At 52.2% G+C, this 13,046-nt stretch carries 15 protein-coding genes and 1 tRNA gene; 9 read left to right on the forward strand and 7 right to left on the reverse strand.

The features are described from left to right. The first annotated feature begins 118 nt into the window (after window positions 1-118). The gene (gene rph / locus FPL14_RS23440) at window positions 119-868 is read left to right on the forward strand and encodes a ribonuclease PH (RefSeq protein ID WP_324617838.1); all 750 of its coding nucleotides are present in this window, start codon (window positions 119-121) and stop codon (window positions 866-868) included. Then, entirely contained in the window at window positions 865-1,512 is a 648-nt protein-coding gene (gene rdgB / locus FPL14_RS23445; protein ID WP_182300013.1) for an RdgB/HAM1 family non-canonical purine NTP pyrophosphatase, read from the forward strand. The genes rph and rdgB overlap by 4 nt, the downstream gene beginning before the upstream one ends. A gap of 92 nt (window positions 1,513-1,604) precedes the next feature. Here the strand turns inward: rdgB and asnB are convergent, their stop codons facing one another. Further along, window positions 1,605-3,461: an asparagine synthase (glutamine-hydrolyzing) gene (asnB, locus tag FPL14_RS23450; protein WP_182300014.1), complete on the reverse strand. Its 1,857-nt coding sequence runs from the start codon at window positions 3,459-3,461 to the stop codon at window positions 1,605-1,607. A gap of 131 nt (window positions 3,462-3,592) precedes the next feature. Here asnB and FPL14_RS23455 point away from each other — a divergent pair, with 131 nt between their 5' ends. From FPL14_RS23455 to FPL14_RS30405, 3 genes are read left to right on the forward strand one after another with little or no spacing between them, the layout of a single operon-like run. Beyond that, window positions 3,593-3,919, forward strand: a complete 327-nt coding sequence (locus FPL14_RS23455) for a hypothetical protein (RefSeq protein ID WP_182300015.1) — start codon at window positions 3,593-3,595, stop codon at window positions 3,917-3,919. Between the two features lie 27 nt (window positions 3,920-3,946). Continuing rightward, window positions 3,947-4,291, forward strand: a complete 345-nt coding sequence (locus FPL14_RS23460; RefSeq protein WP_182300016.1) for a hypothetical protein — start codon at window positions 3,947-3,949, stop codon at window positions 4,289-4,291. Between the two features lie 28 nt (window positions 4,292-4,319). Further along, on the forward strand, window positions 4,320-4,451 hold the full coding sequence (locus FPL14_RS30405; RefSeq protein WP_267875387.1) for a hypothetical protein: 132 nt from the start codon (window positions 4,320-4,322) through the stop codon (window positions 4,449-4,451). Window positions 4,452-4,576: 125 nt separating this feature from the next. Here the strand turns inward: FPL14_RS30405 and FPL14_RS23465 are convergent, their stop codons facing one another. Beyond that, window positions 4,577-5,005, reverse strand: coding sequence for an EamA family transporter (locus FPL14_RS23465; RefSeq protein ID WP_182300017.1), 429 nt, complete (start codon window positions 5,003-5,005; stop codon window positions 4,577-4,579). Between the two features lie 110 nt (window positions 5,006-5,115). Between FPL14_RS23465 and FPL14_RS23470 the strand changes: the two genes are divergently transcribed. Beyond that, complete coding sequence (locus tag FPL14_RS23470) at window positions 5,116-6,102, forward strand: Gfo/Idh/MocA family protein (protein WP_182300018.1); 987 nt, start codon at window positions 5,116-5,118, stop codon at window positions 6,100-6,102. 60 nt (window positions 6,103-6,162) lie between these two features. Here the strand turns inward: FPL14_RS23470 and FPL14_RS23475 are convergent, their stop codons facing one another. The 5 genes from FPL14_RS23475 to FPL14_RS23495 all read right to left on the reverse strand — a co-directional run bounded on the left by FPL14_RS23475 (window position 6,163) and on the right by FPL14_RS23495 (window position 9,639). After that, complete coding sequence (locus tag FPL14_RS23475) at window positions 6,163-6,729, reverse strand: GNAT family N-acetyltransferase (RefSeq protein ID WP_182300019.1); 567 nt, start codon at window positions 6,727-6,729, stop codon at window positions 6,163-6,165. Window positions 6,730-6,899: 170 nt separating this feature from the next. Next, window positions 6,900-6,976, reverse strand: a tRNA-Arg gene (locus tag FPL14_RS23480). A 43-nt stretch (window positions 6,977-7,019) separates the two neighbouring features. After that, window positions 7,020-7,715, reverse strand: a complete 696-nt coding sequence (locus tag FPL14_RS23485; RefSeq protein ID WP_182300020.1) for a Crp/Fnr family transcriptional regulator — start codon at window positions 7,713-7,715, stop codon at window positions 7,020-7,022. Window positions 7,716-7,733: 18 nt separating this feature from the next. Beyond that, window positions 7,734-8,738 carry an HD-GYP domain-containing protein gene (locus FPL14_RS23490; RefSeq protein ID WP_182300021.1) on the reverse strand — a complete coding sequence of 335 codons (1,005 nt, stop codon included), beginning with the start codon at window positions 8,736-8,738 and terminating at the stop codon, window positions 7,734-7,736. 166 nt (window positions 8,739-8,904) lie between these two features. Then, window positions 8,905-9,639, reverse strand: coding sequence for a DUF4352 domain-containing protein (locus FPL14_RS23495; protein ID WP_182300022.1), 735 nt, complete (start codon window positions 9,637-9,639; stop codon window positions 8,905-8,907). A gap of 284 nt (window positions 9,640-9,923) precedes the next feature. On the opposite strand from FPL14_RS23495, the gene FPL14_RS23500 reads away from it, so the two are divergent. The 3 genes from FPL14_RS23500 to clpP all read left to right on the forward strand — a co-directional run bounded on the left by FPL14_RS23500 (window position 9,924) and on the right by clpP (window position 13,026). After that, window positions 9,924-10,841, forward strand: a complete 918-nt coding sequence (locus FPL14_RS23500) for a hypothetical protein (RefSeq protein ID WP_182300023.1) — start codon at window positions 9,924-9,926, stop codon at window positions 10,839-10,841. A gap of 105 nt (window positions 10,842-10,946) precedes the next feature. Beyond that, window positions 10,947-12,236, forward strand: coding sequence for a trigger factor (tig, locus tag FPL14_RS23505; protein ID WP_182300024.1), 1,290 nt, complete (start codon window positions 10,947-10,949; stop codon window positions 12,234-12,236). A 193-nt stretch (window positions 12,237-12,429) separates the two neighbouring features. Next, window positions 12,430-13,026: an ATP-dependent Clp endopeptidase proteolytic subunit ClpP gene (gene clpP, locus FPL14_RS23510; RefSeq protein WP_182300025.1), complete on the forward strand. Its 597-nt coding sequence runs from the start codon at window positions 12,430-12,432 to the stop codon at window positions 13,024-13,026. Window positions 13,027-13,046 lie beyond the last annotated feature (20 nt).

Below are 13,046 nucleotides of genomic sequence, written 5' to 3' on the forward strand. Positions count from 1 at the left end.
TATTGCCCCAATTAATCCGGATCATACGCGGCGCGCATCGTCGGCTAAATGTACGGGTTGGGTGCTTTTGTATTCAACCTTTGGTAAAATGGGAGAGATTGATTTACTGGGAGGTAAAATGATGAGATCCGATGGCAGACAATCCCGTGACCTGCGGCCATTCGCGGTTACGCTTCATCCGAATAAATACGCGGAAGGTTCCGTGCTTATAGAAGCCGGGAACACGAAGGTGCTCTGTACCGCTTCGGTGGAGGAGAGAGTTCCTCCGTTCCTTAAGGGACAAGGCAAAGGTTGGGTAACCGCGGAATATTCCATGTTGCCCCGGGCGACGCATACCCGCAATCAAAGAGAATCCGCCAAGGGCAAGCTTACCGGAAGAACGATGGAAATTCAGCGGTTAATCGGGCGCGCGCTTCGTTCCGTCGTCAACCTTCATGCGCTCGGCGAAAGAACGATTACGCTCGATTGCGACGTGCTGCAAGCGGACGGAGGCACTCGGACCACGTCCATTACGGGGGCCTATATCGCGCTAGCCCTCGCGATTCATAAGCTCTCGGGGACGAACAGCTTCGACAAATATCCGTTAACCGATTTCTTGGCGTCGATAAGCGTCGGCGTCATCCAAGACGAGCCGGTCGTCGATTTGAACTACGAGGAAGATTCCAAAGCGAAAGTCGATATGAACGTTGTCATGACGGGAGCAGGCGCTTTCGTGGAAGTTCAAGGGACAGGCGAGGAAGCACCGTTCACGCGAGCGGAGTTGGACGGCATGCTGTCGATGGCGGCCGAAGCGATTCAGCAGCTCGTTCAATTGCAGAAGGATACTTTGGGAGCTGCGGGAGAACGAATAGGCGGAGGAAAGGCATGATCGGGAAAGGCAGCACGTTAATCATTGCAACCCGCAATCGAGGCAAAACGAAGGAGTTTCGCGAAGCGTTCGAGCGGATCGGCATCGCGGTCAAAGATTTGCATGATGTCGAAGGGATTCCGGATATCGAGGAGACCGGCGTAACGTTCGCGGAAAATGCGTGGTTGAAAGCGAAAGCAGTAGCGGATATCGTCGGACTGCCCGTATTGGCCGACGATTCCGGTTTATGCGTGGATGCGCTGGACGGTGCGCCCGGCGTTTATTCGGCCCGCTACGCGGGACCATCGGCGGGAGATTCCGCCAATAACGAAAAGTTACTGCGGGAGCTTGCGTTGCTTGGCGTAGGGGAATCGAGTAAGGGCGTGGCAGGGAGTTCGCAAGAGCCTAAATTGTTAAGCGCGGCAAGGTTCGTATGCGCACTTGTTCTCTACGACCCGGCGGACGGCGGCAAGCTAGAAGCCGAAGGCGCGGTCGAAGGGCATATTATGAGCGAAGCGCGGGGGGCGGACGGTTTCGGTTACGATCCGTTGTTCTGGGTTTCGTCGCACGGTCGCAGCATGGCCGAACTGTCGCTTTCCGAGAAGAACGAGATCAGCCATCGCGGACAAGCATTACGCCGGCTGTTGGCTCTGATCGTAGAATAGGATACCGTTATCTAGCCATAAATCGAAGAAAACCCTCCAAGTCGGTTAACGACCTTGGAGGGTTTTTTTGGCTATTCGGCAATACGCAAAATCTACAGGACCAGTTTAACCTTATATTCCCTGAGCCAGAAGTCCATTTGGAGCAAATATGCGAATAGCTGCGGTCCTGACATTAACTGTCCGAACCAAGGGAGATGGGAGGAGGCGTCCGATGCGGCGGCGAGCTCCCTGATTTTGCTCTCGTTGATGAGCGGCAACAGCGGGCTGGATGGATCGTCCAGTCTTTCGAGGAGACGAGAACGAACGGCGGCCAAATAATTCGGATTGTGCGTTTTCGGATAAGGACTCTTTTTGCGATATAAGACGTCGTCCGGGAGTACGCCTTCAAGGGCTTTTCTCAGGATGCCTTTCTCTCGCGTGCCGGCGGTCTTAATTTCCCAAGGGATGTTCCATACGTATTCGACCAGACGGTGATCGCAGAACGGAACCCGTACTTCCAACCCGACCGCCATGCTCATCCGGTCTTTGCGATCGAGCAGCGTAGGCATGAACCGGGTAATGTTCAAATAAGACATGCGCCGCATGCGCTTGCGGGCCTCGTCTTCTCCGTTCAAACGAGGCACTTCGGCGACGGCCTGAGCATAACGGTCGCCCAAGTAGTCGTGCGGTCGCAGCTTCTCCCTGAGCTCAGGCGATAACAAGCTTGCCCGCAGGCCGGTTGCCAGCGACCATGGGAAAGTTTCCGCTTTTAAGGCTTCTTCGCGATGGAACCAAGGATAACCGCCGAAGATTTCGTCCGCGGCTTCGCCGGATATCGCGACGGTCGCTTCTTTCTTGATCTCCCGGCAGAACAAATACAAGGAAGCATCGATGTCCGCCATGCCGGGCGTATCTTTGGCCAGCACGGCAGCCTCCAACGCTTGAACGAGCTCGGGCGTATCGAATTGTTTCGGGTGATGAACGGTAGATAAGTAATCGTTCATTCGCTTGATCCACGGCGCGTCGGAATTGGGTTGGAAATCATGCGCGTGGAAATGTTTGTCGTTATCCACGTAGTCGACAGAGAACGTGTGCACGTTTCCTTGATTCGTCGTTTTGTAATAGTCGACGGCAAGCGCGGTTAGCGCGCTGGAATCGAGACCGCCGGACAATAGCGTGCAGATCGGAACGTCCGACACCAGTTGTCGCTCGACCGTGTCCGCAAGCAAATAGCGGACTTTCTCCGCCGTCTGCTCGACATTTTCCTCATGCTCGGAGCTTTGCAATTGCCAGTAGGCGAACGTTCTAAACCCGCTGCGATCGTACTGCAGGCAATGCCCGGGCTTCAGCTCGAGGAAATCCCGCCATATCCCGTGCCCCGGCGTACGTGCTGGACCGATGACGAATAGCTCCGCCAGTCCTTCGGCGTCGATCTCGGCGGGGACGTCCGGATGGGCGAGAATCGCTTTGGGTTCCGATCCGAACATGAACCGGCCTTCCTCGCGCCGGTAGAACAGCGGCTTCACGCCGAGCCGATCCCGCGCCATGAATAGCTTCTGATCGGCGGTCTGCCATACCGCGAAGGCGAAGATTCCGTTTAGTTTCTCGACGCATTCCGGTCCCCACTCCACGTAAGCCAGCAGTAAAACCTCCGTATCGCAGGTCGTGCGAAACCGGTAACCCAAATCCTCCAACTGCTTGCGGAGCTCGGGAGCATTGTATAATTCGCCGTTATACACAAGCACGCAATCGTGATTGTCCAAGCCTTTGGCGGGACGAACCATAGGCTGAGCGCCATTGGCGGGGTCCATTACCGACAAGCGACGATGACCGAAGGCGCAATGCCGGGACAGCCAGGTGCCGGTCGCGTCCGGTCCCCGCAGCTCCAGCGTCTCGGTCATTTTCTCGATCGTATCCGCCTGAGTCGTTAAATCCTTGTTCCAGTCAATCCATCCGGTAATTCCGCACATGTGCCTTCAACCCTCCTCTGCCTAGAACAGATCAATAAGATGAATATGCGAAAAAAGGCATAAAATGTATGTCCACCGGGAGAAAATACGGAAGATGAATTGCCCGTTACGGGGGAAGGAAGGATCAACGAATGAGCGATGCGCACGTTGCGGAATCGGACAGAAAAACATACTACGTATCGGTCGGAGCGGGTCAAGTCTTGCTCGATCCGGAGGCGGCTTCGTTCGAATTCGCCATTCACGCGAACGAAGCGGAGCTCGACAAGCTTCAGGAGCTGTTCGAGGAAATCCAGGACGCGGATGAAGACGAGGCTCTCTCTTACAAAGGGTCGCCCACGGTTAGCGATTCGCCGGAAAACGATACGTACGATGCTCTCTTGCAGGAAGTATATCGCATGCTCCATGAGCTAGGCACCCATGAGACGAGACAGCATATCGAATCGATGAACATCTTGTGACGAGCCGCAAGGAGGAGAAACCATCTTATGATGAAGGTTAGGGAAGCCCAATTTCGGCGCGTATTGGATCGCGGCGGACAGCGATTCGCCGAGGTGGAAGTGTCCACCGACCATCAGCGCGATCCTCAGATGCTGGCTTACTTTCGTGCCGGGAGCGACGGCTCTTACCCGCTAGTTAGGGTTATTGCCAACGATGCGAATTATGAAGTCGATTGGTTCGACAACAGCTTGCATTCCGCTTTCGAGGACGTGATGAAACCGCTCTTCTCGTCGCCAGACCATCTGGCCGCCGACGACCGGGACGAATTCGCCGCGCAGATTCTGGCTTATACGGGAGTATCGGATGCTTTGGAGAGAAATCTGAAGCCCTGAACTTGGACAGGAGGTGAAGAGAGAAACAATGGCAGAAAAATTCAAGAAAAACTTAGGCAATCAGATCGCCAAGAAAGGCGAGGAGTTCGTAGAGGAAAAGCTCAAGATCAACACCTTTCATCCCGCTCAGAACAGCCCGGCCAAGCCTCATAACCGCTAGTATTTGACCGAACGCAAACGCGCAGCCTGGGCGGATTTTCCGCCAGGGCTGCGCGTTTCGGCGTTTATAAAGCGGGGCTGAAGCTTTGGACGATTTTTTCTCGGAGTTTCATCGTTTTGTGCCGGTTACTTAACGGCGACCAATACCGCTCCGCCGGCGATCATCGCCACGCCTAACGCGTTTACCCAAGATATCTTTTCGCCAAGGAAGAAAAAGGCTAATAAAACCGCGAGCACGACGCTCAGTTTATCGATCGGACCTACTTGGGATACTTTGCCTCCCTTGAGCGCGAGAAAATAAAACAGCCATGACAACGCCCCGGCCGCTCCGCTTAACACGATAAAGGTCATCGCTTTTCTCTGCGCGAAAATTTCGCCGAGCTGCATGAACTTCCCTTGGACGATGACGACGCCAAGCAAGAATAAGGCCATGATGACGGCCCGGATCGCCGTTGCCGAATTCGCGTCGATATCTTTCAAGCCGATTTTGCCGAAGATGGCGACAAGCGCCGCGGTGACGGCCGACAAAAGCGCATAAATTAGCCAAGTACCCATACTCGTCCCTCCGAAAGTCCATTCTGTTTGTCTGTATTATACGGCATTGTTATCCATTCAAGACAATCCTATGTGATAATGGGAAGAAAAACGCGAGGAGTCGATAACGGATGTCTATACCAACGATCAGGTGGGGTATCGCGGGCCCGGGGGGCATATCGAAGCAGTTTGCCAAGGACTTGGCTTATGCGGAAGGGGCGGAATTGGTTGCGGTAGCCGGACGCAGCTTGGACAAAGCCGAGAGCTTCGCCAAGGATTTTCGTGCCGCGCGCGCATATGGGAGCTTTGATCGGTTGGCGGCGGATCCCGAGGTGGATATCGTATACGTCGGAACGCTGCACCCGGCTCATCATGACAATGTTCTTACGTTCTTACGGGCAGGGAAAGCCGTGCTATGCGAAAAACCGTTTACGATGAATGCTTCGGAAGCGGAGGAAATCATTCGATATGCCAAGGAAAATCGGATCTTCCTAATGGAAGCGATGTGGACGCGTTATTTGCCGCCGATTCGCCAGGTTAGGCAATGGCTTGCGGAGGGTGTTATCGGCGATGTCAGGATGGTTAAGGCGGACTTCGGCTTCGATCTGGGCTGGCAGCCGGAAAGCCGTCTGCTCGATCCGAAATTGGGAGGCGGGGCGCTGCTGGACGTCGGGATCTATCCTGTTTCGTTCGCTTCCATGATTTATGGCGCACGGCCGAGGAAAATCATGAGCAGCGCACGGATCGGAACGACCGGAGTGGACGAGCAGTTCTCAATCCTGATGGAATACGAGGAGGGTCAAATCGCGGCGTTGAATGGCGCCGTTCAACTTGAAATGGTTAACGATGCATACATCATCGGCACGAAAGGGCATATTCATATTCCGATGTTTTTGGCGGCGCGTTCCGCTAGCTTGCATGTACGGGGGCAAGATCCCATTCGCTTCGAGGACGACAGGCAAGCGTCCGGTTACGCATTCGAGGCGGAGGAAGCGATGGCATGCTTGCGGGCGGGCCGTACTGAAAGTCCGGTCATGCCGCTCGGAGAGACGCTGGAAATTATGTCGACGTTAGATCGGATAAGGCAACAATGGAATTTGCGGTATCCATTCGAATAAACGGCTTAATCGGGAACGAATAAAGCGCGGCATGCGAATCGTACGCATGCCGCGCTTTATTTATTCCGTAAGAGCCTTCGTCATGTGCCAATAAGGCTTATGGTGGATCGTGATTTCTTTGTCGGCCGCATAACCGAGTTTACGGTAGAGCGAATGGGCTATGTCGTTCGCCTGGTCTACGTTAAGGGCGATTTTATCGTATCCCCTATCCATGGCTCTCCGTTCCGCCGCGGAGATTAGCATTTTGGCAACGCCTCGGCCTTGGAACGCGGGATCAACCGCAACGGCGTCAATATAGTATTCGTCTTCATCGGCTTCTTGGTCGATCTGGACATCGGGGTCGCCGGTTACTTGCTTTAAATGGTCGATGACGGGTTGATATAGCCGCTGGGCATCGCGGCCATGATAACAAAGAATCATCCCGGCAGGCTTGTATTCATTTACTTCTACCAAGAAACAGTCGGCGCTGAAACGATTGCCAGCCGCGGCGATGAACTTCTCCAATTGTTCAAGAACGCCGGCTTCGTTCGATTGTCCCGTTAATTGATAAGCAATGTCTTGAATCGCTAATAAAACAAGCTTAGCCAGCGGTTCGGCATCTTTAGCCGAAGCGACGCGAATTGTCATGCTATCACCTTTTTACTTGAAGTATTGTCGTAGTTGAACTTAATGCGGTAAAGTGTTGGCTCTTGAAATGGGCTTTATTCAAGTTACGGGGCGTGATCCTTGAATTCTATTAAAAAACCCGTCGCGCGGCATCATGAATGCCGTCCGACGGGTTTGCGTATTAGCTGGAATGGCGTCCCAGGAGGGATTCGAACCCCCGACCGACGCCTTAGAAGGGCGTTGCTCTATCCAGCTGAGCTACTGAGACACGCAAAAAGTATCTTATCATAAACATTTGCCTTCTGCAAGGGTTAAACTTCCTCTGATAATTTTTCTTTTAATAGCCTTATATTAAGCAATTGAACTTTCTTATCTTGAATGTGGATCAACCCTTCGTCTTGAAACTCCTGTAATACTTTGGATACCGTCTCGCGTACGGCTCCGACCATCTCCGCCAATTGTTGGTGCGTTATCTTTACTGGGATGACGAACTCGTTCGAATCATCGAGCGAATATTCCTCCGCCATGTATAGCAATTTCTTGATCATGCGCGATCGGACATTCAGAAAAGTAAGATCGTATATTTGCTGGTTAGCCCGGCGCAACCGATCCATCGTGTAGTCCAGCAGATGAAAAGCGATATTGCGGTCGTTCTCGATCAACAGCTGGAAATCGGTTCGGCGCAAGCTGTACAGGCGGGTCTGCATTAGACATTCCGCGGTCGCCGATCTGACCAATCCGGGTTTCATCAGCGCCATCTCCCCGAAATATTCTCCTTCCCGCAGGAAAGCCAGTATCACCTTCTTCGATTTATCGAAGGTATAGATACTGACCGAGCCGCTTCCAATGAAGTAAATTTCGTTGCCTTGATCTCCTTCCAAGAAAATCAATTCGCCCTTGCGGTAATTTTTTTGATGCATATACGGGATAAGGCGATCAATCAGGGTTGGTTCTATGTCTCGGAAAAAAGGGATCGATGCCCTAAGTTTATTGCCGTCGACAGGCATATGTGATCCCTCCATAGGTCAAGAAATGGTTTGAAGCACCTTTTCGATTTTGAATGTCATATGTTTCATGAGATCAATCCGGGTATCGCTTTGGTTTAACTGAACGATCGGGCGGGAAGCGTTTGCCTTATTGATCGCATACACCGTCCCGGTTAACCCGCCGGACAAGCCGACCTTGGTGCCTACCGGGTAAGGCTGGAAAGCGGCAAGAAAGGATCGCACGACGGCGTAACTGTACGAGGAATCTATTTTCGACATCACAAAGTCAATTCCTTCCGAAGGAAGGCGACGGATGGACGGATCGTTCATGAAATAGTCGAAATCGCTGGCGAGGCCGCAAATTTGCGAGCTTTCCGCGAACGAGGCGCCGCTTAATCCGTGAGGGAATCCTCTTCCGTCTATTTGTTCATGGTGCTGAAGGACGATCCGCAAGGCGGCTGCCGGGATGTCCCTCATCTTGCGAAGATAATCGTAACCGACGACGGGGTGGTGAAGCAGCAAAGTTTCATCATGCGGAAGCACGAGCCCAACGTCGTGAAGGAGGCTTCCAATGGCTACGTGCTCCAGTTGCTTTTTCGTGTATCCGATCGCTTTGGCGGTCAGAAGGGAGAGAAAACATACGTTCATGCTATGGGAGATCAGTTCCGTTCCGCCCGGCACGAGATCCTGACAGCTTATCGTCATATTGTGTTCATCCGATATCGTGGTCGTCACATGGTCCGTCCACTCCAGCAAGGCACGCTGGGGGAAGCTGCTCACGGAACGCATGGATTGAAAGATTTGCTGCAAAATGTCTTTCGTCATGTTCATGAGATTTCTCTTGACGTCCGTGCCGCTGATCGAAGCTCGAATCGGGGTTAATTCAACGGAAATATAACGGTGACCCAATCGTTTAATTCCTTCGATGAGGTTTCCGTTCAAGGTTACGCCTTGCTTGAGCATGAGACGTCCATCCGCGGCGTACAAGCCTCGACCGAGCAAGTCGCCTTCGACCAACTCGTTCACTGGGATGATTAGCATCATTACCACTCCTATTTAAGACTCTGTCTCTTATAGGACGATGGTACCATTACGTCTCCGTCGAATTCTGTAACCTAGGTTACAGAATACGAGGGTTTAGTGGCAAAACTCACGCGATTGACAAAAAAAACCGCCTGGCGCAATGGCCAAGCGGGGATGTTAGAGATCATTACTTCGTTTTGAGCCACAAACCGCCCGTGCCGTCCGTTTTTCTGCCGAAGAGGATGAGAGGGTCGGCATCGTCTTTTTTCACTTTGAACGCTACCCATCCCGTCGTGCTTTGACCTTCGGACAGAATACCGAACAACTCCGGTTTCGGCGTAACGATAGAAGTAGAGTCGTAATCTTTGCCTCCGGACGATACGAGTTTAAACTGTCCCGCCGAAATGCGGGTCGTCCCGTCTGCGGTTGCAACCGTAGTAGGGCTTACCTTGATTCTGGCTAGCAAATACTCGGAATCTTTATCCGGCGCCGCGCTAGCCGGATTGACGTCTTTAAGGAGCTGCCATGCTTTGTCGCCGCGTACGGTTTCTTCGACTTTGTAAATGGCTATGAACTTATCGAAATAGCCTTCCAAATTGAAGGATACGGCTTTACCGACGGGAGCCGGATTATTCGATGCCAGGCCGAGCGTTTCGGGAGCGACGGGAGGGAGCTCGGATTCATCGACTTTATCCGCGATCGCGATCGTGCCTTTTTTGGCGTCGCGTTGAATCGTAATGTTCTCCAAACCGGAGAGGGCGGACAACGGGATGTACGTCGCACCGTTGATCACCTTGACTTCGGTTTTAACTTGCTTGCCGTTGACGGAAAGCGAATACTTTACCGCGGCGTAGGCGCCAAGCGCGAAAGAAGCGAATACGACTACGAGGACTAGAAGCGATAAGGCCATTTTCTTTTTCACTTTGAATTCCACCTGTTGTTGTTCCCGATCGGTTCGGGGATTTGCTGAAGTCGTGTATGCGTCGAAAAACATTGTACATGACGTTCCAAGTTTTGACTATATGGATAGTTGGATAGCTAGGTCGCGCAAAATCCGCGGTGCAGACGCGGCCCGGTTCTTTTTCTTTTCCCCGGCGGTTCATGATATAATGCGAAGGAACTGAAATTGCTGCTTTAATCTGGCCGATGTGTCGTACGGAAGATGAAACCAGTCATGAAGCCAGTAACTTTGGAGGGGGATTCCCCATGACGGACGGCACTAGAGACAACTTGGTGTTATTTCCCAAAACGTTGGACTATTATCAAATTCAATTGACGAAAATGCTGGAGACGGAACGATACGGCGACGCTAAGGCGTTGCTTAACTTTCTTCTGCAGTGCCACGGAGAAGCGGATCGCCATCATACGGAATGGCAAGCGCTTTTAGGCTGGCTTGTAGCCGCTTTTCCCGATGCGGAAAGCGATTCGGATTTCGGAATCTACGAAGAAGACGACGATCAGGATGAAGAAGACATCGTTAAACGCAAAGTCATCGAACGCTTCGAATCCGATACGGAGTATATTCCTCAGTTATTAGCGACTCTCTACAACGGGGATGATCCGGAACAGCAATTATTGATCTTAGGCCAACTCATGCACATCGTGCATCCCGATATCGAGCTCTCGCTCAGGCAATGGCTGGCGCGCAAGGAGTACATTCCTCCCGTGCAGTTTCGCGCGCTTCAAGCCTTGCAAAGGCAGGGAGCGACGGGTTCCGTATCCTTCTGGAGAGACGGCGAAAGCATCGCCGTAGATGCGAAGGACACGCCCGCGTCGTTCGCGGAGTTTCCGCAGGGCATCCATCAAGTGCTCGACAGGGTACGCCAGACCGCGGAAGTATCCGATCCCACGCTTTCCTATTTTGCAGAGGAAATGTGGAAGGAATGCGTCGAAACGGCGTATGGAACTTCGATTTATAAGAGCATGATCGAAGATGACGACGGCTCGGCCGATTTGTGGGGGGCGGCTCTTCATCAATTGCTGATGGAAAAACTTCACGGCAAACAAAGCGACGAGTGGATCAGGGAGCAGTACGGCATAACGGGGGAATTGCGCTTTCGTTACGAGCAGGCGCTGAGGTGGCTGCGCCAATATTCCGTCGAGCCCCGGCTCACGGGGATATGACTTTTGGTTATGCCTTGAATGCGGAACGATGTTGTTCTATAATAGAGTGGTTTATGTGAATGGTCGCATTGAAGCGGCAAGATGTTACGGAGGGGAAAGCATAAAATGACAGCAAACTGGGAAAAGATAGAGAAGAACGTCGGGGTTCTTGAAGTTGAAGTGGATGCGGAGCAAGTTTCTCTTGCTTTGGACAAGGCATTTCGCAAAGTCGTACAAAAAGTAAACGTACCGGGATTCCGTAAAGGCAAAGTGCCGCGCGGCATTTTCGAAGCTCGGTTCGGAATCGAAAGCCTCTATCAAGATGCGATCGATATCTTGCTTCCGGAAGCTTACACGAAAGCAATCGACGAAGCCGGCATTGAGCCGATCGATCGTCCGGACGTAGACGTGGAGCAATTCGGCAAAGGACAGTCGTTCAAATTCAAAGCTAAAGTTATGGTTAAACCGGAAGTTAAGCTTGGCGAATATAAAGGTTTGGTCGTTCCGATCGAAAGTTCGGAAGTTTCCGATGAAGAAATCGCTGCCGAGTTGGAGCGTTTGCAAAACCGTCACGCCGAGCTTGTCGTCGTAGACGAAGGTCCTGCTCAAGAAGGAGACCACACTTCCATCGACTTCGAAGGATTCTTGGATGGCGTTCCGTTCGATGGCGGCAAAGGCGAGAATTATTCGCTAGAGCTTGGTTCCGGTTCCTTCATTCCGGGATTCGAAGAGCAAGTCGTCGGGCTTAACATCGCCGAGGAGAAGGACATCAACGTTACTTTCCCGGAAAACTACCAAGAACCTACGCTGGCCGGTAAAGCAGTTGTGTTCAAAGTGAAGTTGCACGAAATCAAACGCAAAAACCTGCCTGCTCTTGACGATGAATTCGCTAAAGACGTAAGCGAGTTCGATACGTTGGAAGAGTACAAAGCGGACTTGGCCAGCAAGCTGAAAGACCGTAAAGCTAAAGACGCGGAAATCGCTCGCGAAGCGGCAATCGTGGATAAAGCTTCGGAAGTATCCGAGCTTGACGTACCTGAAGTCATGGTCGATACCGAAATCGGCCTTATGTTGAAGGAGTTCGAAAACCGTCTTCGTCAGCAAGGCATGACTATTGACCTCTATTACCAATTCAGCGGTCAAGACGAAGCCGCGCTGAAAGCGCAAATGCATGGCGACGCCGCGAAACGCGTACGCAACAACCTCGTTCTTGAGGAAATCGCCAAAGCGGAAAACATCAGCATCTCCGAAGACGACGTTAACGAAGAGCTCGAGAATTTGTCCAAGCTCTACGGCCGTTCCGCGGAAGAACTTCGCAACATTTTCGCTGCCAATGGCTATCTGGATACGATGACTGGCGACCTGAAGGTTCGCAAAGCCGTGAAATTCCTGATCGATAACAGCAAATCCGCGTAAAACCGCACAACGAGAACGAACATAGTAAAGGCACGTGAAACCCGCGTGCCTTATTTTTCACCCCGAATACATAATTTCAAGACCGTTGCCGTTCGACGTTCGCCCGAAAAGAACTCGTCAACATGACATTCCGATTTGAACGTGTTAAACTATTACCGAGATTTGAAGTCCAATGAGAAAAGGGGTTGGTAACATGTTGGTACCAATGGTCGTCGAGCAAACGAATCGCGGAGAGCGGTCGTACGACATCTATTCTAGGCTCTTGAAGGACCGGATTATTTTTCTCGGAAGCGCGATTGACGACGATGTCGCCAATCTCATTATCGCCCAACTGCTTTTCTTGGCAGCGGAAGATCCAGAGAAGGATATCCACCTGTACATTAACTCCCCGGGCGGTTCGGTGACGGCCGGCATGGGAATCTTCGATACGATGCAATTCATTAAGCCGGATGTTTCAACGATTTGCGTCGGAATGGCAGCTAGCATGGGCTCCCTGCTCTTGACCGCGGGGGCGCCGGGCAAACGGTTCGCTTTGCCGAACAGCGAAATCATGATTCACCAGCCGCTTGGCGGCGTGAGAGGGCAAGCGTCGGATATTAAAATCCACGCGGATTGGATCGTGAAGACCAAGCAAAAGCTTAACCAAATTTACGTTGACCGCACCGGCCAACCTTACGAGAAAATCGAACGGGATACCGATCGCGATAATTTCATGAGCGCCGAAGACGCGGTACAGTACGGATTGGTTGACAGGGTTATTACCACTCCCGTTGCTCCAGATAAAGCATAAGGATGACGATTCCGTCCGAA

Origin of the sequence: Cohnella cholangitidis (genome assembly GCF_014107495.1) — a bacterium.
GTDB lineage: Bacteria > Bacillota > Bacilli > Paenibacillales > Paenibacillaceae > Cohnella > Cohnella cholangitidis.